General features: G+C 67.8%; 17 protein-coding genes. 12 read left to right on the top strand and 5 right to left on the bottom strand.

Features of this window, described 5'->3' with window-relative positions; translation table 11 throughout:
* The first annotated feature begins 105 nt into the window (after window positions 1-105).
* The 10 genes from OD750_RS13755 to OD750_RS13710 all read left to right on the top strand — a co-directional run bounded on the left by OD750_RS13755 (window position 106) and on the right by OD750_RS13710 (window position 12,895).
* The gene (locus OD750_RS13755) at window positions 106-1,275 is read left to right on the top strand and encodes an IS4 family transposase (protein ID WP_263541087.1); all 1,170 of its coding nucleotides are present in this window, start codon (window positions 106-108) and stop codon (window positions 1,273-1,275) included.
* Window positions 1,276-1,573: 298 nt separating this feature from the next.
* On the top strand, window positions 1,574-3,205 hold the full coding sequence (locus OD750_RS13750) for a TldD/PmbA family protein (protein WP_263545808.1): 1,632 nt from the start codon (window positions 1,574-1,576) through the stop codon (window positions 3,203-3,205).
* Window positions 3,206-3,222: 17 nt separating this feature from the next.
* Complete coding sequence (locus OD750_RS13745; protein WP_263545807.1) at window positions 3,223-4,557, top strand: TldD/PmbA family protein; 1,335 nt, start codon at window positions 3,223-3,225, stop codon at window positions 4,555-4,557.
* 126 nt (window positions 4,558-4,683) lie between these two features.
* Window positions 4,684-5,385: a DUF4159 domain-containing protein gene (locus tag OD750_RS13740; protein ID WP_263545806.1), complete on the top strand. Its 702-nt coding sequence runs from the start codon at window positions 4,684-4,686 to the stop codon at window positions 5,383-5,385.
* Window positions 5,386-5,393: 8 nt separating this feature from the next.
* A complete protein-coding gene (locus OD750_RS13735; protein ID WP_263545805.1) occupies window positions 5,394-6,386 on the top strand; it encodes an AAA family ATPase in 993 nt (330 codons plus the stop codon).
* A gap of 4 nt (window positions 6,387-6,390) precedes the next feature.
* Window positions 6,391-7,281 carry a DUF58 domain-containing protein gene (locus tag OD750_RS13730; protein ID WP_263545804.1) on the top strand — a complete coding sequence of 297 codons (891 nt, stop codon included), beginning with the start codon at window positions 6,391-6,393 and terminating at the stop codon, window positions 7,279-7,281.
* A complete protein-coding gene (locus OD750_RS13725; protein WP_263545803.1) occupies window positions 7,278-8,429 on the top strand; it encodes a BatA domain-containing protein in 1,152 nt (383 codons plus the stop codon). The genes OD750_RS13730 and OD750_RS13725 overlap by 4 nt, the downstream gene beginning before the upstream one ends.
* Window positions 8,426-10,594, top strand: coding sequence for a DUF4175 domain-containing protein (locus OD750_RS13720; protein ID WP_263545802.1), 2,169 nt, complete (start codon window positions 8,426-8,428; stop codon window positions 10,592-10,594). Before OD750_RS13725 ends, OD750_RS13720 begins: the two co-directional genes overlap by 4 nt.
* On the top strand, window positions 10,591-12,270 hold the full coding sequence (locus tag OD750_RS13715; protein ID WP_263545801.1) for a carboxypeptidase regulatory-like domain-containing protein: 1,680 nt from the start codon (window positions 10,591-10,593) through the stop codon (window positions 12,268-12,270). Before OD750_RS13720 ends, OD750_RS13715 begins: the two co-directional genes overlap by 4 nt.
* A gap of 211 nt (window positions 12,271-12,481) precedes the next feature.
* Window positions 12,482-12,895, top strand: a complete 414-nt coding sequence (locus OD750_RS13710; protein WP_263545800.1) for a hypothetical protein — start codon at window positions 12,482-12,484, stop codon at window positions 12,893-12,895.
* 60 nt (window positions 12,896-12,955) lie between these two features.
* Here OD750_RS13710 and OD750_RS13705 read toward each other — a convergent pair whose 3' ends face one another.
* Window positions 12,956-15,436, bottom strand: a complete 2,481-nt coding sequence (locus OD750_RS13705; protein WP_263545799.1) for an Ig-like domain-containing protein — start codon at window positions 15,434-15,436, stop codon at window positions 12,956-12,958.
* 554 nt (window positions 15,437-15,990) lie between these two features.
* Here OD750_RS13705 and OD750_RS13700 point away from each other — a divergent pair.
* Window positions 15,991-18,030 carry a M12 family metallo-peptidase gene (locus OD750_RS13700; protein ID WP_263545798.1) on the top strand — a complete coding sequence of 680 codons (2,040 nt, stop codon included), beginning with the start codon at window positions 15,991-15,993 and terminating at the stop codon, window positions 18,028-18,030.
* 42 nt (window positions 18,031-18,072) lie between these two features.
* On the opposite strand, the gene OD750_RS13695 is transcribed toward OD750_RS13700, so the two are convergent.
* The 4 genes from OD750_RS13695 to OD750_RS13680 form a co-directional block, all read right to left on the bottom strand.
* Entirely contained in the window at window positions 18,073-18,798 is a 726-nt protein-coding gene (locus OD750_RS13695; RefSeq protein WP_263545797.1) for a hypothetical protein, read from the bottom strand.
* 34 nt (window positions 18,799-18,832) lie between these two features.
* Window positions 18,833-21,040, bottom strand: a complete 2,208-nt coding sequence (locus tag OD750_RS13690; protein ID WP_263545796.1) for a hypothetical protein — start codon at window positions 21,038-21,040, stop codon at window positions 18,833-18,835.
* 44 nt (window positions 21,041-21,084) lie between these two features.
* A complete protein-coding gene (locus OD750_RS13685) occupies window positions 21,085-22,746 on the bottom strand; it encodes a hypothetical protein (protein ID WP_263545795.1) in 1,662 nt (553 codons plus the stop codon).
* Between the two features lie 243 nt (window positions 22,747-22,989).
* Window positions 22,990-23,709, bottom strand: a complete 720-nt coding sequence (locus OD750_RS13680; RefSeq protein WP_263545794.1) for a hypothetical protein — start codon at window positions 23,707-23,709, stop codon at window positions 22,990-22,992.
* Window positions 23,710-23,802: 93 nt separating this feature from the next.
* Here OD750_RS13680 and OD750_RS13675 point away from each other — a divergent pair, with 93 nt between their 5' ends.
* Entirely contained in the window at window positions 23,803-25,029 is a 1,227-nt protein-coding gene (locus OD750_RS13675) for a GNAT family N-acetyltransferase (protein ID WP_263545793.1), read from the top strand.
* The last annotated feature ends 3 nt before the right edge of the window (window positions 25,030-25,032 follow it).

Here is a 25,032-nt window from a genome sequence, read left to right as displayed (position 1 = left end):
CACTGCTGTCCGGAATATTTGTATACGAGCAAGCGAAAAGTGTTGCGGCGCTTGGATTAACGGGATAAGACCCTGAGCGCCAACTCAAATCCGAGCGCCGCAACGATGTACAGAGTAAGCCGCCTGGGCGAACTATTGGAAGAGAGCTTCCGCGCCCGCTTCGACGCGCAGGTGCGTCAGCACAACGCCGACAAGCACCTCAAGAAGTTCAAACGCTGGGACCAGTTCGTGGCGATGACCTGTGCGCAGTTGCAGGGCGCCACGAGCCTGCGCGCGCTCACCGGCGGTCTGAAGGCGCTGTCGAACCACCACTATCACCTGCGCACCAGACTCGTTGGCCACTCGACCTTGGCCGATGCCAACCAGCGCGATCCGGCGGTGTTCGGAGCGGTGGCGCAAATGCTGATGTCGCAGGTGGCGCGCAAGCTGCGCAAGGAGTGCCAGCGGACGCTGGTACGGATCGACTCGACCTCGATCACGCTCAAAGGCAACGGCTTTGACGCGTGGACGTCCGATACGAGCAACTGCTTCACGCAAGGGCTGAAGCTGCATGTGGCGCTCGACGATGCGGATGTGCCGGTCTATCACAGCATCACGGCGGCCAACGTCAACGATGTGACCGAAGGAGCGAAGATACCGATCGAACGCGGCACGACGTACGTGTTCGACAAGGGCTACTGCGACTATGGCTGGTGGTGGTCGATCCACCAGGCCGGCGCATGGTTCGTCACGCGAGTGAAGACCAACGCGGTGCTGAAGGTCGAGCAGACACTGCCGATTCCTCCGGGCAATCGATCCCGGATTCTGGCTGACGAAGTCGTGCGTCTGAGCAACAAGAACCCCGGCGCGGGCCGCAAGAATCCTTATACCGCGCGGCTGCGGCGTATCACGATACGAAGAGACAACGACCAGACGCTCGTGCTGATCAGCAACGACCTGGACCGCAGTGCTGCGCAGATCGCCGCCTGCTATCAACAACGCTGGGACGTCGAATTGTTCTTCAAGTGGCTCAAGCAGCACTTGAACATCAAGCGCTATCTGGGCCGATCTCCCAACGCGGTGCGTACACAATTGCTCATCGCGCTGATCGTCTATCTGCTCGTGGCCTTGTTAAGACATCGCACGAAAACCGACGCGACGCTCTGGCTGTTCACCGCCGTTCTACGCATGACTTTGTTCGAGCGGCCGCAGTTGCACGAGGACATGCGACAACGACGAGCGACCAAGGCTGCCGAGCTCGATGCTCGACAGCCTCAACTGGCTGATTGGAAATGATATTTATTCCGGACAGCAGTGAGCGCAAGCTGGGATCCAGCCTTTGCTTTTGACGCCTTGAACAGCCGGATTCCAGCTTCCGCTGGAATGACGAGCAAAAAGATACAGCCACCCACCCATGCCCTTCGTCACAAGACGCGGCGCCTCCCCTGCCCCACCATCGCCCGACTGGTCGAGCCGCGCAGCCCCGTCGCTGCGTGTTCTCTCGCTTGGGGCGCATGCAACCCGATGCGCCGAAGACGCATCAGCAACGCGTGGCGCCGCTCGGCGGCACATCGGAACACCTCGGAGGGTTGGTATGGACAGACGCAATTTCCTGCAAGTGGGCGGCGCCGGACTCGGTGCCTTGTTGATCCCGGTCTACGGCCGCGCGATCGCCGCTGAGCAACTGCTCAGCAAACTCGACGTCAAGACCAAGAAAACGCTCGCCGACACCGCGCTGACGGCCGCCAAGGCCGACGGCGCGACGTACTGCGACGTGCGCATCGGGCGCTATCTGCGCCAGTTCGTCATCACGCGCGAAGACAAGGTCGAGAACGTCGTCAACACCGAATCGTCGGGCATCGGCATCCGCGTGATCGCCAACGGCACCTGGGGCTTCGCCGCCACGAGCGACACCTCGCCGGACGCCGTCGCCAAGGCCGCCAAGCAGGCCGTCGCGATCGCCAAGGCGAATTCGCGCCTGACCACCGAACCGGTGCAGCTCGCGCCGGTCAAGGGCGTCGGCGAAGTGTCCTGGGCCACGCCGATCAAGAAGAACGCGATGGAAGTGCCGATCAAGGAGAAGGTCGACCTGCTCCTGGGCGTCAACGCCGCGGCGATCAAGGCGGGCGCGAGCTTCGTCAATTCGATCCTGTTCCAGGTCAACGAACAGAAATACTTCGCGTCGACCGACGGCTCGTACATCGACCAGGACGTGCACCGCATCTGGGCGCCGATGACCGTCACCGCCGTCGACAAGGCGACCGGCAAGTTCCGCACGCGCGAAGGCATGTCGAGCCCGATGGGCATGGGCTACGAATATCTCGACGCCAAGGTCGCCGACAAGGTCACGCTGCCCGGCGGCGCGGTCGTCTACGGCAATTCGTACGACATGCTCGAAGACGCCGTCGCCGGCGCCAAGCAGGCGCAGGAAAAGCTCAAGGCGCGTTCGGTCAAGCCGGGCAAGTACGACCTCATGCTCGATCCGTCGCACCTGTGGCTGACGATCCACGAGTCGGTCGGCCATCCGCTCGAACTCGACCGCGTGCTCGGCTATGAGGCCAACTACGCCGGCACGAGCTTCGCCACGCTCGACAAGTGGAAAGAAAAGTTCAAGTACGGCAGCGACAAGGTCACGCTGTTCGCCGACAAGGTGCAGCCCAACTCGCTCGGCGCCGTCGGCTACGACGACGAAGGCGTCAAGACGCAGCGCTGGGATCTCGTCAAGGACGGCACGCTCGTCAACTACCAGGTCATCCGCGACCAGGCGCACATCCTCGGCCTCAAGGAATCGCAGGGCTGCTGCTACGCCGACTCCTGGTCGAGCGTGCAGTTCCAGCGCATGGCGAACGTCTCGCTCGCGCCGGGCAAGGAAAAAATGTCGCCGCACGACATGATCAAGGACATCGAGAACGGCATCTACATCGTCGGCGACGGTTCGTTCTCGATCGACCAGCAGCGCTACAACGCGCAGTTCGGCGGCCAGCTGTTCTACGAAATCAAGAACGGCAAGGTCACCGAGATGATCGAAGACGTGGCCTACCAGATCCGCACGCCGGAATTCTGGAACGCCTGCGTCGCGGTCTGCGACGACAAGGACTACCGCTTCGGCGGCTCGTTCTTCGACGGCAAGGGTCAGCCGGGTCAGGTGTCGGCGGTGTCGCACGGTTCTTCCACGGCGCGCTTCAACGGCATCAACGTCATCAACACCGCGCGCAGCCTCGGCTGACGGCAAGGAGGACCTTCATGAGCATCTATACCGAGCAGGAAGCGAAAGCGATCCTGGACAAAGTCATCAAGCTGTCGAAGGCCGACCAGTGCAACGCGCAGCTCGGCGGCTCGATCACCGGCAACATCCGCTACGCGCGCAACGCCGTGTCGACGAGCGGCATCGTCAACAACGCCGAACTCGGCGTCGAAGTGGCGTTCGGCAAGCGCGTGGGCACCGCGACGATCAACGAGTTCGACGACGCGTCGCTCGAGAAAGTGGTCCGCCGCGCCGAAGAGCTGGCCAAGCTCGCGCCGGAGAATCCGGAGTTCATGCCGGCCATCGAGAAGCAGACGTACAAGCCGAGCGAAACCTTCAACGCGAAGACCGCCGCGATCACGCCGGCCTACCGCGCGCAGGTCGCCGCCGACTGCATCGAGCCGTGCAAGAAGGACAAGCTCGTCGCCGCCGGCTTCTTCTCCGACAACTCGAGCTTCACCGCGATCGCCAACAGCAAGGGCAACTTCGGCTACCAGAAGTCGAGCGCGGTCGATTTCACCTGCACGGTGCGCACCGACGACGGCCGCGGTTCGGGCTGGGTCGCGCGCAACGTCGGCGACGTCGACCAGTTCAACGCCAAGAGCGAAATCCAGATCGCGATCGAAAAGGCGAAAGGCTCGGCCGACGCCAAGGCGCTCGAACCGGGCAAGTACACGGTGATCATGGAACCGGCCGCGACCGCGGGCCTGATCTCCTTCATGATGTTCAGCTTCGATGCGCGCCAGGCCGATGAAGGACGCAGCTTTCTTTCAAAGAAGGGCGGCGGCAACAAGCTCGGCGAGAAGATGTTCGACGAGCGCGTGACGATCTATTCCGATCCGTGGGACAAGGACGCTTCGGTCGCGCCGTGGGACAACGACGGCCTGCCGCGCGAGAAGACGCCGATCATCACCAAGGGCAAGGTCGACTACCTGCAGTATTCGCGCTACTGGGCAAAGCTCAAGGAAAAGCGCGCGGTCGGCCAGCCGGGCAACCTGATCATGGTCGGCGGCGACAAGTCGACGATGGACCTCGTCAAGGACACGAAGAAGGGCATTCTCGTGACCCGCACGTGGTACATCCGCATGGTCGATCCGCAGACGGTGCTGCTCACGGGCCTGACGCGCGACGGCACGTTCTACGTCGAAAACGGCGAGATCAAATACCCGATCAAGAACTTCCGCTTCAACGAATCGCCGATCATCATGCTCAACAACATCGAGGACATCGGCAAGCCGGTGCGCGTCGGCGACGACGAGTCGCCGTTCACGATGATGATTCCGCCGATGAAGCTGCGCGACTTCACGTTCACGTCGCTGTCGGACGCGGTGTAACGATCCGCTCCCTCTCCCCCGGGCTCGCCCGGGGAGAGGGTTGGGGTGAGGGGGCGACGCCTCCGTCGCGTCGACGTCGCAGCCATCCCTCGCCTTGTGGCATTCGCCACGTCCTATACTTTTCCCATGACCCGCGCCGAATTCCTCCGCCTGATGCTCGCCGCCGGCTCGCTCGCCGCGCTGCCGCCGCGCGCCCGCGCGCAGGCGACGGGCGCGTTCGACTTCACGTTCACGCGCCTGATGTACGAATCGGGCGACTGGGACGTCGATCAGCGCATGCCGTCGAACCTGATCGACGCGCTGATCCAGTACACCACGCTGCGCGTCGATCCGAAGGAACGGGTGATTCCGCTCGCCGATCCGCGCATGCTGACCGCGCCGTTCTGCTATCTCGCCGGTCACAAGCTCGTCGAGTTCAACCCCGACGAGAAGCGCAATTTCGAGCGTTACGTGCGCAACGGCGGGTTCGTGCTCGTCGACGACTGCAACCACGACATCGACGGCCTGTTCGCCAAATCGTTCGAAGCGCAAATGACCGCGATCTTCGGCGCCGATGCGCTCGCAAAGCTCCCGAAAAACCACGCGCTGTATTCAAGCTTCTTTCGCTTCGACGGCCCGCCCGCGACCGGTTTCGAACTGAACGGCTGGGGTGACGATCTCGTGCACGACTATCTCAAAGGCATCGAGATCGACGGCCGGCTCGGCGTGCTCTACAGCAACAAGGACTACGGCTGCGAGTGGGACTACGACTGGCGCAACAAGCGCTGGCTCGCCGAAGACAACACCAAGTTCGCGGTGAACATCGCCGTGTACGCGCTGACCGCCTGAGGTTACCGATGGATACCGCAACCGAACACACTATCGCCGCACGCATCGAACGCCTGGGCGCGCTCAAGCGCGCGATCGGCGCCGCGATCGTCGGCCAGCACGACGTCGTCGAACAGCTGCTGATCGGCCTGCTCGCCGGCGGCCACTGCCTGCTCGAGGGCGTGCCGGGGCTCGGCAAGACGCTGCTCGTGCGTTCGCTCGGCCAGGCGCTGACGCTCGACTTCCGCCGCGTGCAGTTCACGCCCGACCTGATGCCGAGCGACATCCTCGGCACCGAAATCCTCGAAGAGGACCACGGCACCGGCAAGCGTCACTTCAAGTTCCAGCGCGGCCCGGTGTTCACGAGCCTGCTGCTCGCCGACGAATTGAACCGCACGCCGCCCAAGACGCAGGCCGCGCTGCTCGAAGCGATGCAGGAGCACACCGTCAGCTACGGCGGCACGACGTACGCGCTGCCCGAGCCGTTCTTCGTGCTCGCGACGCAGAACCCGCTCGAGCAGGCCGGCACGTATCCGCTGCCCGAAGCGCAGCTCGACCGGTTCCTCCTGCACATCCGCGTCGACTATCCCGACGAAGCCGACGAGCGCGCGATTCTCGCGCAGACGACCGGCAAGGCCGGCGCGAAGGTGCCGGCGGTGATGAGCGGCGAGGAAATCATCGCGCTGCAGCAGCTCACGCGCGAGGTGCACATCGGCGACGACGTGCTGACGTGGATCACGCGCCTCGTGCGCGCCACGCGTCCGCAGACGAGCGACGTGCGCGAAGTGCGCGAATGGGTGCGCTGGGGCTGCGGTCCGCGCGCGGGCCAGTCGCTCGTGCTCGCCGCCAAGGCGCGCGCGCTGCTCGAAGGCCGCCTCGCGGCGACGCGCGACGACGTCAAGGCGCTCGCCGCGCCGGTGATGCGCCATCGCCTGCTGCTGTCGTTCGTCGCCGAAGCCGAGCGCCGCAGCGCCGATGACGTCGTTGCCGCATTGTTTACTTCCGTACCTTTCCCGGGTTGAACCTTTGGACCCGAGCGCGCTGATTCCGCCCGACGTGCGAGCCCGGCTCAAGGCGCTGCGCCTGACCGCGCGCAGCGCCGCGGGCGCGCACGGCCTCGGCCAGCATACGAGCCGCAGCCGCGGATCGGGCCTCGAGTTCGCGCAGTACCGCGCGTACGAACCGGGCGACGAGCCGCGCCGCGTCGACTGGAAGCTGTACGCACGCTCGGACCGCTTCTTCGTGCGCGAATCCGAACGCGACAGCCCGCTCACCGCATGGATCGTGCTCGACGCGACCGCGTCGATGCGCCAGGCGGACGGCGAACGCGCGAAGTTCGACGCCGCGCGCGGCATCGCCGCGTGCGCGATCGAGCTCGCGCTGCGCCAGGGCGACCGCTTCGGCCTCGTCGGCATCGCGGGCGCGGGCCTCGAACTCGTACCGGCCGACGGCGGCCCGCGCCACCGCGATCGCTGCCTGCAGACCTTGCTGCGCCTCGCGCCCGAAGGCCGCATGCCCGACGAGACGCGTCTGCGCCCGATCTGGGAACGCGTCGCGGCAGGCTCGCTCGCGATCGTCGTTTCCGACGGCTTCGACGACGCGCTCGTCGCACTCGCCGAACGGCTCGCGGCCGCGCGCCGCGAAGTGGTCTTCGTCCAGTTGCTCACGACCGAGGAACGCGATTTTCCGTTCACCGGCAACCACCGCTTCGTCGATCCGGAAACCGGCGAAGAACGCCGCGTCGACGCCGCCCCCGCCCGGCGCGAGTTTCTCGACCGCTTCGCCGCGGCGCAGCGCGTGCTGACCGACCGCCTCGCCGCGGCCGGCATCCGCTACGCGCGCCACGTGCTCGACGAGGCGATCGACGCGCCGCTCGCGCGCCTGTACGGCGCGCGCGGCAGCGAGGCCGGCGCATGAGCCTCGCGTTCGCGCTGCCGCTCGGTTTCGCCGCGCTCGCCGCGTGGGCGCTGCCGCTCTTGATTCACCTGTCCCGCCGCGCCGATCGCCGCGAAACGCCGTTCGCGGCGCTGCGCTTCGTGCGCGGTCCCGAACGCCCGCGCCGTCGCCTGCGACTCGAACATCCCTGGCTGCTCGCCGCGCGCCTCGCGCTGATCGGCGCGATCGCCTTCCTCCTCGCCGAACCGGTGCTCGACGCGGCGACGCGCGACGAACGCGCGTGGGTCGCGGTCGTTCCCGGCGCCGATCTGGCGCAGGCGCGCCGACTCGCCGACGCGAACGCGAGCTGGCACTGGGTCGCACCGGGCTTTCCGGCGATCGGCGCGACCGGTGCGGCGCCCGACGTCGACGCACGCGCGAGTATCTCGTCGCTGCTGCGCGAACTCGACGCGAACCTCGCGCGCGAAACGGCGCTGACCGTGGTCGCGCCGGCCGACCTCGGCGGCCTCGACGCCGAACGTATCGCGCTCGGTCGCGCGGTGCAGTGGCAGGTCGTTGCCGGCGCGTCGCCGCAACCCGACACGAAAACGCCGCTGCGCACGCTCGCGCTGCGCGGCGCGCCCGACGCCGCCGCGCTGCCGCATCTGCGCGCCGCGGTCGCCGCATGGAATACGCCGGCACAACGCTGGCGGCTCGACGAACGAGCCGCCGACGCGCCCCCGGGCGACGCCGACGTCATCGCGCGGCTCGGCGCGGACGCGACGCGCGACGACCTCGCGCGCGCGAACGACGGCGCGGTCGTGGTGACCGACCGCGCGAACGACGGCGCCGCCGCGTGGCTCGACGGCGACGGCCGCGTGCTCGCGCGCGTCACGGCGCACGGCCGCGGCCGTGTGATCGGGCTCGCGCAGCCGCTGACGCCGGCCGCATTGCCGCTGCTGCTCGAATCGACGTTCGCGCACGACTTCGAACGCCTCGTCGCCGGACCCGCGACGCCGACGCGCGCACCGGCCGACGCGGTGGCGCCGCTCGTCGAAGCGCGCGCGACGACGCCCGCGCGCACGGCGGCCGCCGGCATCGACGACATGCTGATCCTCGTCATCGCGCTGCTCGCGCTCGTCGAGCGCGGGCTCGCGTGGCACGCCGCGCGCAAGGCGCCCGCGTCATGAGCGCGACGCAGATACTCGCGCAGCTGCGCGACGCGGTGCTGCGGCGCCGCGCGTCGATCGGCGCCCGCTTCGGCGCGGCGTTCGCGCTCGCCGCGCTGCCGCTCGCGTGGCGCCAGGGCGGCACGACCGGCGCGCTCGTCGCAGCGATCGCGATCGCGCTGGCCGGATTCGCGTTGTGGCGGCACGACCGCCGCCGCGTCGATGCGGCGTTCATCGCGCGCCGGCTCGACGCGGCCGATATCCGCTTCGACGACAGCGCCGAACTGCTGTATCGCGACGAGGCCGACCTCGGCACGCTCGCCGCATTGCAGAAACAGCGCCTCGTTCAACGCCTGCAGGCGCATGCGCCGGACCTGCGGCCGGCGATGCCGGCGCGCGCGCTGGCCGTCGCGTTCGCCGCCGCGGCCGTCGTCGCCGCGCTCTCGTTGTGGCTGCCGAACCGCGCGCAATTCCCGCATCCGGCGGCGAGCGATGCCGCCGCCGCGAACGGCGATGCGCGTTCGACGCAGATCGTCGCGTCGCGTCTCGCGATCGCGCCGCCGGCGTACACCGGCCTTGCCGCTCGCACGGAACCGGCGCTCGACACGCGCGTGCCGGAAGGCGCCGCGCTGACGTGGCAGCTCGCGTTCTCGACGACGCCCGCGGCCGTCGCGCTCGAATTCCACGACGGCACGCGCACCGCGCTCGCGCGCGACGGCGAGCGCTGGACCGGTACGCGCACGCTCGAACGATCGGCGCTGTACCGCGTCGTCGTCGACGGCGCGCCGCCGGTCGCGCCCGACACGCTGCATCGCATCGACGCCGTGCCCGACCAGGCGCCCGACGTGCGCGTCACCGCACCGGACAAGACGCTGACGCTGCTCGAACACGACCAGAAAACCTGGGACCTCGCGTTCGAAGGCAGCGACGACTACGGCCTTGGCGACGCCACGCTCGCGATCACGCTCGCCCAGGGCACCGGCGAGAACATCACGTTCAAGGAGCAGGCGATCGTGCTGCAGGGCGACGGCGACGCGCGGCACCGCCGCTACCGGCATACGCTGGATCTGGCGTCGCTCGGCATTCGTCCCGGCGACGACGTGATCGTCAAACTCGCGCTCGCCGACAACCGGCAGCCGACGCCGAACGTCACCCGGAGCGCAAGCTTCATCCTGCGCTGGCCGCCCGAAGCGAGCGCCGAAAGCGCGGGCATGGACGGCCTCGTGCGCAAGACGCTGCCGGCGTATTTCCGCAGCCAGCGTCAGATCATCATCGATACCGAAGCGCTCGTGGCCGACAAGGCCAATCTTTCCGAAGAGGAACTGCTCGAAAAATCCGACAAGATCGGCGTCGATCAGAAGATCCTGCGCCTGCGCTACGGCCAGTTTCTCGGCGAGGAATTCGAATCGAGCGCGGCCGAGAAGCCGCAAGCGGCCGAGCACGACGAGCACGATGACGAACACGAAGACGGCGACGAGAAGCACGGTGCCGACAAGCGCGGGGCCACGCAGTCCGACGCGCTGACGCACGACGACCACGCCGCGCCGAAGGCCGGCGCGTTCGGCGACGCCGGCAACGTGCTCGCGCAGTTCGGCCACACGCACGACCACGCCGAAGCCGCGACGCTGCTCGATCCGGAAACGCGCCGCATCCTCAAGGCCGCGCTCGACGAAATGTGGCAGGCCGAACGCGAGCTGCGCACCGGCAAGCCCGACGCCGCGCTGCCGTACGAATACAAGGCGCTCGACTACATCAAACAGGTACAGCAGGCCACGCGCATCTACCTCGCGCGCGTCGGCCTCGAACTGCCCGCGCTCGACGAAACGCGACGATTGTCGGGCGACCGCAAGGGCGTGACCGATCCGGCCGATGCGCTCGCCGCCGCGCAAGCCGACGCGACCGCCGCGAATCTCGCGCAGGCGCTCGCCGACGGCACGACGCCCGACTTCGCCGCGTTCGACGCATGGCTCGCCCGTCACGGCACGTCGCTGCCGGACGAACTCGGCCTGCGCGCCGCGCTCGATGCGGTGCGCCGCGATCCCGCGTGCGCCGACTGCCGCGAACGCGCGCGCGGTGCGCTCTGGCCGGCGCTGCCGACGCCGGCCGCGGCGCCCGCGCTGCGTCGCGCGCCCGATGCGCAAGGCCGCGCCTACCTCGACGCGCTCAAGCGCACGGAGCGGCCATGAACGCGTCGCTGCTCCTCGTCGTTCTCGTCGCGGCGGCCGTGTTCGCGGCGCTCGTCGCGTGGCGTGCCGCCGGCGCGCGCCGCATCGCGCTGTTCGCGGTGCACGCGCTCGCATTCGCGGCGCTGTACCTGTTCCTGTTTCCGCCGCCCGGCGCGACCGCCGCGCGCGCGCTCGCGGTGCTGACGCCGGGCAACGGCGACGGTGCGATCGATCGCACGACAACCGTCGTCGCGCTGCCGGGCGCCGCGGCGCCCGCCGGCGTCGAACGCGTGCCCGACCTCGCGACGGCGCTGCGCCGCCATGCCGACACGCAGCGTCTCGTCATCGTCGGCGACGGCCTGCCGGCGCGCGATCGCGACGCGGCGAAGGGCCTCGGCGTCGCGTTCGACGCGCCGGCCGAACCGCGCGGCATCGTGGAACTCGATACTTCGGCACAAGTTCGCAGCGGCGGCACCTGGCGCGTCGCCGGCCGCGTCGCCGGCGTACCGGGCGGTCGCGTCGAGCTGCGCGATCCGGCCGGCGCGATCGTCGCGAGCGTCGCGCCCGGCGCCGACGGCCGCTACGCGCTGGCGGCGCAGGCCAAGCGCGCCGGCCGCTACCGATTCGAGCTGCGCGCGCTCGACGCCGACGGCGCCGCCGTCGACACGGCCTCGCTGCCGCTCGCGGTCGACGCGGGCGACGCGCCGCGCCTGCGCCTCGTCGCCGGCGGACCCGATCCGGACGTCAAATACCTGCGGCGCTGGGCTGCCGACGCCGGCGTCGCGCTGACCAGCCGCATCGCGCTGTCGACCGATCTCGCGCTGCGCCAGGGCGACGCGACGCTCGACGCCGCGTCGCTCGCCGACACCGACCTCGTCGTCGTCGACGAGCGTGCATGGGCGTCGCTGGCCGCCGCGGAGAAAACCGCACTGACCGCCGCGGTCGACGACGGACTCGGGCTGTTGCTGCGCGTGACCGGACCGCTCGACGCGGCCGTCGCGGCCGACTGGGCCGCCTACGGCTTTGCGATCGCGCCGGCCGACGTCGCGCAAACGGTGCGCCTGAGCAGCGACGAGGCGTCGCCCGCGCTGACGCGCACGCCGGTGACGGTGACGGCGCACGACGCGATCGCGCTCGTCGCCGACCCGGCCGGCGCGCCGCTCGCGTCGTGGCGCACGCACGGTCGCGGTCGCGTCGGCGTGTGGCCGCTCGTCGACAGCTATCGCCTCGCCCTCGCCGGGTACGCGGCGCGCTACGGCGCGTTGTGGGCGGCGACGACCGGTACGCTGGCGCGCGCGCGCGGCGCGGTACGCGCGGCGCTGCCGGCAACCGCGAGGATCGGCGAGCGCGCCGTGATCTGCGGCCTGCCCGACGCCGCGGAAGTGGAAAGCCCGCAGGGCCGCCGCGTCGCGCTGGCGTCGCAACGCGACGCCGGCGACCGCTGCGCGGCGTTCTGGCCGGCCGCGGCGGGCTGGCACCGCCTGGTGGCCGGCGACGCCACGCAGGATTTCTTCGTGCGCGCAAACGACGACGCCCGGACGCTGGCGCGCGCGCAGACGATCGCCGCGACGCGCGCGCTCGTCGGCGGCGCCGGGGGCGACGGCGGCGCGCCGACGAAGGGCTCGCGCTGGCCGTTCTTCTTCGCCTGGCTCGTGCTGGCGGGCGTCGCCTGGCGGCTGGAGAAGCGCCGCGCCTGAACGCGCGTCGCGGTGCGTCCGTCGCATTCCGTGCGCAAACCGAGCACCCGCGCACAAAGCGCATTCGCTGCCTCTTGACCGTAAACGCAAACGCGCTACTTTGGTGCCGGCCGACGACGCGTGCGACGGCGCAGTCGGCCGGAACGTCCGAGCGTAAAAGGGACAGGAATCCCCCCATCAACCCAGTGTGCCCGTCCAGGGGGAAGGGCCTATGCAAATCCTGATCGCGCTCGCCATGGCGATGTCCGCGTCGAGCGGCACCGTCACCTACAAATGCCGCGACGCCGCCGGCAACTGGACCGCGGCTGCCTGCCGCGTCGCCGTGCCGCTCGCGGAAACCGCGTACATGCGCGAGCAGCGCGAACGCGAAGCCGTCATGCGCAAGCGCCGCGAAGAGCGCAACCGGCTCGGCATGTACTGCTTCCGGCTCGACACCAAGGCGTCGTTCTACGACTGCGTCGAGGCGCAGATGCTGGCCTACGACGTCATCAACCGCATGGCCCGCGAATTCGGCGCGGTGTCGCCCAACAGCGCGCGCCTCGCCGGCTGTCTGGCGACGAACCAGGACACCCGCACCGAAGCCACCGACTATCGCCGCGCGATGGAGTGCTTCTTTACGCGCTGACGGCGTGATGCCGGCGCGCCGCGATCCGCGTCGGCCGCCCCAAGGCGGCCGATGTCGCGATCAGGGCTGGAAACCGCTCGCGAAAATCCGGTCGATCGTCGTATTCGCGACGATGACGTTGATGACCTCGTCGCTCGCAACGTTGCCCGAGTAGTCGTACGCGCGGGCGGCGATCGTGTACGCGCCGTTGGCGACACCGCGCGTATCCCACGACAGCGCATACGGCAGGCTCGTGTCGGTGCCGATCAGGAGATTCGACGCATAGAACTCCACTTTCGACACGCCGAAATCGTCGTGCGCGTCGGCCGTGACGGCCGTCGTGTTCGAGACCACCTGATTCTTGACCGGCGTGAACAGCTTCACCGTCGGCGCCTCGCGGTCGTTCGCAGGGGGCTGCGGCGGTTGCGGCGCGCCGCCGTCGTCGATGCGATAGCTGGCGATATTGGAATAGTTCACATTGCCGGCAAGATCGGTCGCCTTGAGCTGGAACGTGCGCCAGCCGGCGCCGAGCGGCGCCGTGACGAGCGAGTAGCGGTACGGCGGCGCGGTCGCGCTGCCGCGCAGCACGTTGTCGACGTACAGGTCGATTCGCGCGATGCCGGTGTCGTCGAACGCATACGCTTCGAGCGTCGCGGTGCCCGACAGCACCGAGCCGCCGAGCGGCGCGGTCAGCGAGCTTTGCGGCAGGCTGTGGTCGGCGTCGGCGCGCGCGAACGGCGCGATCGTCGTGCGGCCGGCCTTGGTGACGCGCACGGCGCTCGCCGCGCCGGTCTGGATGCGCACGACGTTCGCGTCCGGCGCGTCGGGCGTGAACACGACGTCGGCCGGCGTCGCGAACGTCGGATACTCGAAGTCGAGCGCGTCGGGATTGTCGCGGTCGGACAGGCCGATGTGCACCGCCGCCACGCGCGCGCGGCGCAGCACGACGTCGCGAAACACGGTCGGCTCGACGGTGCCGTCGGACGTGTGGTCGTCGGATACGATCAGGTAGTCGACGATGTCGCCGCCGTCGAACGTCATGCGGTCGAAGCGCGACGCGAGCGGGCCTGCCGATACGGCCTGCAGGTACAGCGCGCCGTCGCCGTTGCCGTACAGGGTTCCATTGATGTAATGGTAGATATTGACGTACGCGCCATGACGCAGGCCGTAGCGGCCGTTGTGATAGGCGTCGAAATTCGCCAGCAGATGGCGCTCGTTGTCGTTCTGCCAGATGAACACGCCGTTGACGGCGTTGTTGTGCGCGACGTTGCCGCGCGAGAAATCCCACACGCCGTGCTCCTGGCTCGCGCCGCTCGATTCGGGCCAGTTGAAGCCCGACGCTTCGCCGTTGCCGCGCACGCCGACCGCGGCGCTGTCGCGCAGGACGTTGCGCAGCCCCTGCCCCAGGCTGAATCCGCCGAGCCGGTAGCCGCGGAACGGCGGATCGTAGAGCACGCGCGCGGCGAGCGCGTGATCGTACACCGTGTCGTGCGTCTCGTCGCCCCACGTGACCGTGTCGGGCGACAGATCCCACCAGTACGCTTCGTCATACGTCGTGTACGAGACGGTGTCGTGGAACGCGATGCCGTGACTCAGGTGCGGCACGAACGCGTGCGCGCCGGTGTCGCGCACCACCGTGCCGATCACCTGCGAGCCGCGGCTGCCGTCGTAGCCGTGGTGAAAATGCAGGCCGTAGCGGCCGAGCACCGGGTCGGTGCCGACCTCGGCAGGCTTGCGCGGCCCCATGTAGCGGATCTGCACGTAGTTGACCGTCTGCGGCCGGCGCGAATGGATGAACACGTGCGCGCGGCCGGTGCTCCGGCCCTCGATGCGCACGTTGCGCGTCAGGTTCATCACCTCGGCGCTCCAGCGGTTCTCGACGCGCGGATGCGCGCGCGCCGCCGGCGTGTTCCACGCGATCGCGGCACCGGCAACCTGGGTCAGGGTCGCGGCGTCGAAACCGTCGAACGCCGGTTCGTCGACGGTCGGCGGTTCGGTCGGCGCCACGACGATCTCGTCGCCGGCGCGCCAGCCGGTCGGCGCGGCGTCGAGCGTCGCAGCCGTCGCGCCCGCGGCGATGCCGCCCGCCAGGCGCAGCCAGCCCGAACGCGGCGTGCCGACGAGATCGAGCTGACCGTCGACCATCACCCACAGGCCGACGTCGGTCGCGAGCGGCACCATGCCGCCGCCGACGAACGCCGCTTCGTTCACACCGGTAAATTGCAGCAACTGGTCGACCGACGCGTTGGCCGGCCGCATCGTCAGGCGGCCTTCGATCACGACGTTCGCGCTCGACGACAGCGCGGACGACGCATCCGGATCGAAGCGCAGTGCGGCACCGGCTTCGACGACCATGCCTGCGACGGTGCGCGCGGCGACGTCGTAGGTCACCTCCGTGCCGGCCGCGACGACGACGCTGTCGCCGTCGGCGGGTACCTGCCCGCCGGCCCACGTCGCCGGCGCGCTCCAGCGGCCGGTTGCGACGCTCGTGCGCTGCGCGGCGTGCGCCGACGCGGCGAGCACGGCGCTCGCGAGCAACAACATCACGATCGATCGACCCATATGAGCACTCCGCGAATGTCGGCAGGAAGGCGAGCGGCGCGAGCGTACGCCGTCCGTGTTTCGCATGGTCAAGCACCGATTGCACGACATGCGGGAACTGCGACGCCGTACCGTTTTTCGCATTGTCGGCGATGCCACCGGTGCCATCGAACCGGCGTTTGAATCGTGCCGCGCCGCATCATTTGGCTTTTTTCGCCGCAGCCGGCGCGGATAAGCGACAAGTTGCAAGACGTATTCTTATTGCTTATGTGACATGTCCTCATTTATCTCATTTGCGTGTGGAATTTTCTCGCAAACGGCGTAAAGGTGCGCGCCGGGATCGGGAGCGGATGTTCCGGGGATACGGAAAGCCGCGACGGCGCCGGGGGGCACCGTCGCGTCCGGCTTGACGAGGCAGCGCGAACGACGCGGGCGACCGCGGCGCGAGCCTGCGTCGACCATTGTGCGATGTCGCCGCACGTCCCTGACGCGCGTCGACACCATCGCCCTCCGCTTCTCCTGACAAGGACGTTCGAACGGCCGCGAGGCCAACGCAACGTTAACGGGAGGGGAACATGTCGAAGTCATACACCGCCGGCCGCTCGCAGGCCGGCATGCGCCGCATCGCACGGCTGTTCGGGCCGGCGCTGCTGTTCGCGGCGATGAATCTCGGCGCCGCGACGCCGGAAGACCACGCGGGGCAAAGCCCGCTCGCGCGGCAGGTCGACGCCGTGCGCGGCAAGGCCGACGCGCTCGCCCGCGTTTCGGTATTCCGCGAGCAAACGCAGGCGGCAAGCCGCAACGCCGAAACGGGACAGGCCTTGAGCGGCGGCGCGCTGCTCGATCTTGCGCCCGAGGCGCTGGCGAATCTCAACCGCCGCCAGCCGCGTTCGATGACGCTCGTGCTGCCGACGCGCGAGCGCGGCGAGGTCGAACTCGAACTCGTGCAGCACGACATCTTCGCGGCCGACTTCAAGATCGAAGGCAGCGGCGGCGAAGACACGTCGAAACTGCATCGCGGCCTGCACTATCGCGGCGTGGTCAAGGGCGAAGCCGGCTCGTTCGCGGCGATCAGCGTGTTCGATCGCGAGATCATGGGCACGTTCTCGACGCCGACCGACGGCAACTGGGTGGTCGGCCGTCTCGACGGCGCGAACAAGGACAACCGCCACGTCGTCTACGCCGAGACGAGTCTGATCGACCAGTCGCGCGCGCCGACCTGCGCGATGGACGAGAAGGGTCAGCCGTCGAGCTTCGCCGAGTACTGGGAAGACCGCGCGGTCGACGCCGCGGCGCCGGCGCCCGACGCGGCCGAAACCGTCAAGTGCGCGACGCAGTGGCTCGAAGCCGAGTACGACGTGTACACGAACCGCGGCAGCATGCAGGCCACGACCGACTTCCTGACCGGCATCTTCAACAACTCCGCGACGATCTACGCGAACGACGGCATCACGCTGAAGCTGCAACAACTGTACATCTGGACGTCGGCCGATCCGTACAACGGTTCGAGCTCGACCGCGAACCTGTCGAGCTTCCAGTCGAGCCGCGCGTTGAGCTTCGCCGGCACGATCGCGCAGCTCGTCACGTTCCGCTCGCTCGGCGGCGGCGTCGCGGCCGGCTTCTCCGGCATCTGCAACGCCAGTCGTTCGGCGAGCATGTGCACGAGCGGCATCAACACCTCGTACAGCAACGTGCCGACGTACTCGTGGACGGTGTCGGTGATCACGCACGAGGCGGGCCACCTGCTCGGCTCGCGGCATACGCATGCCTGCGTCTGGAACGGCAACAACACCGCGATCGACAGCTGCGCCGGCAGCACCGAAGGCGGCTGCGCGCTGCCCGGCATCCCGTCCGGCGGCGGCACCATCATGAGCTACTGCCATCTCACCAGCACCGGCATCAACTTCAACAAGGGCTTCGGCGCGCAGCCGGCGCAGGTGATCCGCAACCGCGTCGAGGGCGGCAGCTGCCTGTCGTCGAGCTGCGGCGGCGGCGGCACCGAGACCACCTTGTCGAACTACACGGCGGTCACCGGCGTGTCCGGCGCCGCCGGCGCGCAGCGCGTGTTCAAGATCGACGTGCCGGCGGGTCGTCAGGCGATCTCGTTCAATACCTGGGGCGGTACCGGCGACATCGACATCTATGTCAAACAGGGGTCGGCTCCGACGACGAGCAATGCGACGTGCCAGTCGACCGGAACCACCAATGTGGAAGCGTGCAAAATTACCAATCCGGCGGCCGGTACGTGGTACGTGCTCGCGGTGTCGGACGCGGCGACGTCGAACGTCAGCATCTCGGCCGCGTATGGCGGCGGATGCAGCGGCACGCTCGAAGTGGGCGCGCTGACCGGCACCGGCGCTCAGGTACTGCTGCCGTCGTACGCGTCGGCCGGCAGCGGCACGCACGCGGGCACGAGCGCGGGCCCGGGCAACGCCGACTTCGAACTCGAGCTGCAAAAGCAGAGCGGTTCGACGTGGAGCAAGGTGGCCGAGGGCATCACCTCGACGTCGAACGAAAGCGTCAGCTACAACGGCACGGCGGGCACGTACCGCTGGCGGCCGTATTCGTATTCGGGCAGCGGCGGGTTCAGCGTCTGCTACTCGAAGCCGAATTGATCGCAAGGCTGCGGGAGCCGGTTTCGGCTCCCGCAGCATCGGTCATGCGGCGGGCTTCGACGGGCAGCAGTGCATGCGCTTGGCGAATTCGGCGAGCGCCGTGCTGCCGGTGCCGGCAACCGCGCGGCCGACGAGACCGAGCACTTCGAGCGACTCCATCGCCGCCTTCACGCAAGGCAGATGGGCGAGTGTCAGATGCGATATGTCGACGCACAGCACGTTGCCGAGGCAAGCGCGAGCCGGCCCGACGTGCCCGAGCGAGCCGGCCATGCCGGTCTCGCGGCAGACCGGCGTCGGCAGACAACCCGTGCCGTGAAAGACGACGATGTGATCGCAAACGGCGCTCGCCAGCGCCGACATTCGCAGACTCGATCCTTCCGCCGCGAACGCATCGGGATCGAGCTTCGGTACGATCAGGATCAGGTTCGCGACGCCACGCCGGTAACGGCCGGCGGCGATGGCATCGGCGTCGAGCTTTGCGAGCTCGGCGAGCACCCGCACCGCGAATTCCGCACCGCGTCCGACAGCCAGCAGCGTGATTTTCTGCGCACCGAGTTCGGCACGCAGGCGATTGGCAACCGTAAACTCGTCGAGGTTCGTGCTCTCGTCGAGGTCGCGCAAACGAACGAGTTCGAAGACTTGCGAAGAGTCGTTCATCTCGATCGCGAGGCGCAGCACTTCGCGCTGGCGTTTCTCGTCCGGCGTATCGCCCGACTGCTGCTGCCCCTGCACCGGCGTCGGCGCATCGAAGATTCCGTAATACTTCACGTTTGCATCCTCCCTCTGTGCGATGGTCCCGGCGCTAGCGGCCGCCGGTCAGTATCTTCGCCAGTCCGCCGCTCCACTCGAGCACGCCCGGCTGATCGGCGGCGATGATCGAAAGAATCAGCAGCACGACCGGGCTCAGTACGACCGCCATGAACTGCGTCGACAGCTGCAAGCCTTTGTCGGTGCCGCAGAACAGGCGGCTGAGCAGGCTGCTGCGCTCGAATGCGATCGTGTTGCCGACGTAGTGGATCGTCGCGAGCACGGCGACGACGAGCCCCAGCGTCATCGGTACCCCGCGGTAGGGCACAGGATAGAGCAGCGACAGCATGAGAATGCCGACGCAAGACACCAGGATCGCGAGTCCCGCCAGCGCCAGCGTGCGCAGGCTCGGCCAGAAAAGCTCGCGCAAAGCCATGCGTGCCGCAAGATCGTCACCAAAGCCGGCCTCGAAGGCGACGAGCCGGCCGCGCCACGTCGCATTGTCCGGCGGCGTGAAGTTCGGTGCATCGAGCAACAGTGTCGAGAGGCCCGCCTGTATCGGCGTCGACACGAAACGCGGTTTCGAACCGGCAATCGTGGACCAATCGTGCAGTTCGTCGCCGCCGGCTGCACGTACAAGATGCTCGGCATAACGCACCCAGCATCGCAGCCGACGACTGATTGCGAACGCGAAGATCAGCGAGCCGCAAGCCAATGCGGCGAACGACCATTGCATGAAGCGCAGCAGCGGCTCGGCGGTCGAGGACGAGAGCGCGCGAACAAACGAAACGGGAACCAAGGGATTCTGCACGCCCAGCGGAAAGAACAACAGCAGAGCACCGGCACAGGACGCGCACCAGAAACCGATGACCTTGTAGTTCACTAGACCTGCGCCCCACCAGGGGGCGCCCAGCGGCAACGCCGAGTCGGGTGGCTCGATGACGTACGTCGTCCGCTGCGCGATGCGCAACAGCAGCGCCAGCATCGCTGCAAGCAATACGAAACCGTAGGCCTTCGCCGGTCCGGCCGCATATCCGCCGCGCATTGACAGTACTGAACCCGCGTTCTCGCGGATTGGGCCGGCCCGACCGATACGATAGGGAACGACGGTGTCGCTGCGCACGATCGTCGCGTCGAGACAGCGCATCAGCCAGTACATCAGCGCCTGCCGGTCGCTGTCGAAACTCAGCATCGCACCGCCGCCTTTCGCCGCCTGCGGACACAACGGCGAATCCTTCACGTCGTCTTTCGACGCGTCCTTCGGCGCAATGAGGTCGTCGCCGACGAGCGTCGTCGACGAGAGCATCAACGCGCCACGCGTCGCATGCACATAGTCGGGATGCGCAAGCAGCAGATCCGCTTCGAGATCGACCAGGCGCGCCTCCGGCAGCTCGCGGCCGATGCGATCGAACAGATACAACCTGTCGCGCACGTCGGTCGCCGCAACGATGACAAGTCCCGGCCGCTTGCGGCGGCTCAAGTCATCGATCAGTTGCCGTAGATGCAGATCCGCGGAAGCGAGCGTGAGCGCCGAGCGGCCGCCATCGGGGTATTCATTGCCGTTCTCGGCGGTTTCCTCGATCGGCAGATGAACGTTGTCGGCGGCAAGGCTGACGATGCCGAATTTCTTGCGGTTCGCCTCGTCGGCGTCGCGCATGCGCTTGCGCAGGCTCGCGATATTCGGAGGAAACGCCGCGTGCGTCAGTTGCAGGCCGTCATCTCTTTTTTTGACGAGATCCTGCAGCGTCTGTGCTGCACCACGCCCGAACGAAGTGGATTCGTACAGTATGGCAATCCTGTCGACGTCGACGTTCTTGAGTATTTCGCCGAGCTTGTACTCATCGCCTACGGCGACACTGACGAAGCGAAAGCGCGAATCCTCCGCACCGCCGGCAAGATTGATCTCGCGGTTCGACTGGACCGTCGTCGAGACGCTGACGGCACGCACCTCGGTCTTCTCGATGTTCGGCAACTGCCGCCCTTCGGTTGAGTCGCGGCCGCGCTCGGCCATGAAATACACGCATATCTTCTGCGCGACGTCCCGCAGGTCCTTGGCGTCATTCGCGGATTCTCGGTCGGACGCGAGAGGACATGGCAACGTCTCGGCCGACCTCGACTCGACGATGCGATCGGCACCGCGCAGCAGTTTCTTGAAGACCGGCAACTGAGGCACCTGCGCCGCGACCTCCGCGCTTTTCTCGACCGCTTCGATCTTGCGCCGCAGTGTTGCCACGTACGCGCGGACCTTGGCCGGTACGACCACGCGCTCATGACCGTAAATGTCGTCCGCCGCCGCCTTGATGCTGCTCAGCGAACTCGAAAACGTCGGACCGACGACGAAGACCGTATGGTCCCGTTTTTTTCTTCCGGTCGAAACATCGCCTCGCCGACGACTGTCGGCACATCGAGGTAGCTGTGCACCACTTGCGAGTCGACGGGCACACAGGGCGATGCTTCGATCCTTTTGTCTTTGCTTGCAGTTTTTGGATACGCAGGATTGCCGAGCACCTCGTCGGCTGCGCGCACGAGCGCATTGCGCATCGCCTTGTTCTGCACGCCATAGGTCACCGTTTCGGCGACGACGTAGAACACGCGCACGCTCGTCCTGCCGCAGCCGACGGCGGACGTGCGCCAGTTGTCGCGGCGAAACACGAGCACGCCGTGCCTGCCATCGTCGGTCTGGTCGGCCGACGTCCAGCGGTCGCCCGCATCGGCCAGCTTTCCGCTGTAGTCCTGCCACGGAAAATAGTAGCGATCCAGTACGTAGTCGTCGTCGGCCAGGCCCGCGATCATCGCGCGCAACGCCATCTCGTAGCTGCGTCGATGCCGCGGTACGCGGGGATCGGGCAGCGTCACGATCGCATATTCGATCTTCTCCGCAGTCGGATAGATCGTGTCGATCGGCTGATCGGGATCGAGCTGCGGCCGCACTTCGCCGGAGGGATCCTTCGTTGCGCCCAACACGGAGGCGATCCGTCCGAATGTGTCGTTCAACCTGTCGAAGGAGCCGCCCAGGGAAGTGATCTGGCGTTCCGTCAGCTCCGCCAGTCGCCTGCCCTGCTGCTCGTAGGCTTCGCGATATCGGTCGGCACTCTCCCTTTCAGATGCAGTGCGTCGCGCGTACTGACCCTGCGCAACGAACTCCGCAAGCTGCTGCGCGCGGTTCGCTCTGCGTTCTTCGGCGAGCCGGTCGGCGGCGGCCTCCGTTTCCCGCTTGCGCTTGAGCTCCTGCTCCTGCAGGTTGCGTTCGTCCAATTGCTGCTGTCGCTGCCACGCGTTCGCGCGTTTGCGAAACCAGTCCGTGCAACCGGAAATACCGTCGCAAGTCGCTTTGTGGACGGCTGCCACGCAGAGCGGCAGGTCGTCGCAACGATCCGCCGCGCCGGTCTGACACGTTTCGACAGCCGCACAGTGTTCGATCAACGCATCGCGGCGCTGCTGTTGAGCACGACTCCAGGATGCCTGCGTCGACGCGCGCTCCAGTCGCTTGACGGCGAGCGCGCAGCGCCGCAGCGTCGATTCGTCCGGCGCATGCGGATCCAGGCCGGCGCGGCGGCGCCAGATCGCCGCATCGATGTTCCGGCACTGATTTTCGACGAATCGCAGCAACGGCTTCGGCTCGGCGACATCGAGTACGCGCGCGCAGTCGCTACCGACGTCGCAGTGCGACGCGAGCGCGACATCGCGCCGTTCCGGACTGCTCGACGTGATCGCGGACAAAGCGCGGCTGACATCGGTCGCACCCTTGTCGCGTTCGGCGAACTCGCCGAGCGTCGAGCGGCAACCCTCCGCGAACGTCGGGAACTCGCCCAGGCATGTCGACGCTACGTCGGCTTTTTCGCTCTCCGAACACAACAGCGCGACCGCGCAGTCACCTGCCGCCTTTTCGCGATCGCCGGCGATCGCCGGCATGCCGATAGCGAAACTCCAGACCCAACCAACGGCAACGACGAGCCGGCGAATGTCCATGCGCACTCCCCAAGTCGCACGTCGCCTCCGCGACGGCATCCCTAGCTGTCGCGACCGTGCGATTCCTCGCACGCAGGGATTGCGCGGCACTGCAAGCCATGGCTGTGCCAGCTTTCCGCATTGCTTTCCGTCCTTGGCTCAAGACCGCGCCGCAGCGGACCCGGCCCGAACGACGACGGGAAGCAACCGACGACCCTCCGCCCGCTTCCCTTAGAGGCGTCGCTCGCCGCTGCGGCGCGGTCTTTACGTCTTCGCCGGACCGCACCCCTCGATCTTCATCGTGTACGGGATGTACAGCATCAGCTCGGACGCCGACACGCGCTGCCATTCGATGCGCGTGCTCAAGCCCTCGATCGATACCTCGCAGCCGGCGCCGAGTTCGGCACGCACTTTCGCGGTGTCGTCGGCGATCGCCTTGACGAGGTCGTAGCGAAATCGCTCCGGGCGCGTCAAGCTCAGCGCGGTTTCGGTGTCGGCGTCGATCTCGGTGCGGCCGACGCGCTCGGCTTTCGCGACGAATTCGCGCAGGTCGCGCGTCAGCGCCTCGGCGCGCGACGGATCGCCGCCGATCGAGGCGCGCACGAACAGCTGCGCGCGATTGACGTCGGGGCGCTTGTCGTCTTTGCCGAGCGGCATCTTGTCGTCGCCGGCGCCGCCGATCACGGTAAGAAACGTATCGCCGTAGACGAGATCGAAACGCTTGCCGGCGGTCGCGGCCATCTTGCGGATCGTCGCGTAGATCTCGTCGTGCCGCGCGGTTTCGTTGCGCGTGTCGTTGACGAGCGTGACGCCGAGCAGGAGATAGTCGCCAGGCCGGCGGATCGACACGGCCGGCGTGTCGAGCAGATCGCGATAGCTGAGGCGCGAACCGGTGACGACGATCGTTTCGAGCTTTTCTTCCTGCGCGACGGCGCTCGCCGCGAACGTTCCGAACAGCAGGCCGACTGCGAATGCGTAGCGCATGGAACCTCCGACGTGATGTGGAAGTGTTTCCACGCGTCGGCACGCCGCGCGGGGTTTGGCTACCATCGGCGCAACCTCACTCGCGAGATCGTCATGGCCAAGGGATTACAGCGCGCGGTCGACAACGTCAAGGCCGCGATCGGCCGTCACGACAAGCGCGCGACACCGAGCGGCCTGTCGTGCGCGCTCGCCGATCGCGTCGACTTCTTGAACGGTGCGCATTGGGACAGCCTCGCGCGCGACGCGTCGTTCTTCATGTCGCGCGACTATCGCCGCCTGCTCGAAACGCACGCGCCGAACGGCATGCAGCAGCGCTACGCGCTCGTCTACCGCGACGGAGCACCGATCGTCGCGCTCGCGGCGCAGGTGCTCGAGGTGCGCGGCAGCCAGCTCGCCAACCTGCCCGATTCACGCGTGCGCAAGAACGCGCTCGATCGCATAAAGACGCGCCTCCTCGTGTGCGGCTCGCTCGTGTCGAGCGGCTTTCACGGGCTCGCGTTCGCGCCGGACGTCGACCCCGGCACGCTATGGCACGGCGTCGCCGAAGCGCTGTACCGCATTCGCCGCGCCGATCGCCTGCACGGGCAGATCGACTACGTGATGATCAAGGATCTCGACGACGCGCGTTCGTCCGCCGCGCAGCCGCTGCGCGACTTCAGCTATCGGCCGATGCAGACGGAAGCCGAGATGGCGATGCCGATCCGCGCGCACTGGCGGCACTTCGACGACTATCTCGCCGATCTCACGTCGAACTATCGCAGCAAGGCGAAGAAGATCGTCAAGGCGGTCGACGACGCGGGCTACCGCGTCGAGCGCAACGCCGACGCGACCCTGCACGACGCGCGGCTGCACGCGCTGTACGGCGAAGTCGAAAGCCGCGCCGGCACGCGGCTGTCGGCGCTGCCGCCCGGCTATTTCGGCGCGCTCGCGCGCCTGGCCGGTGCCGACCGCTTCCGCTGCACGCTGATCCGCAACGACGAGACCATCGTCGGCTTCATCACGACGATCAAGGACGGCGAGCGCGCGCTCGGTTATTACGTCGGCTTCGACTACGCCGTGAACGCGAACGTGCCGCTGTATCTGCGCTTGTTGCAGACGCTCGTGGAAGACGCGATCGAGCTGCGCTGCACTGAACTCAGCTTCGGCCGTACCGCGATGGAACCGAAGGCGTCGCTCGGCGCAACCGCGCATTCGAGCCACGTGTGGCTGCGCCATCGCGTGCCGGCGGTCAACGCGCTCGTGCGCGAAATCTTCGCGCGCGTGGCGCCGCACGAGGCGCCGCAGCGCAATCCGTTCAAGGAAACCGTCGCGAAATCGTAGCGT

This window comes from Tahibacter soli, from assembly GCF_025717065.2.
Taxonomy (GTDB): Bacteria; Pseudomonadota; Gammaproteobacteria; order Xanthomonadales; family Rhodanobacteraceae; genus Tahibacter; species Tahibacter soli.
This window is presented reverse-complemented; position numbering and strand designations above follow the sequence as displayed.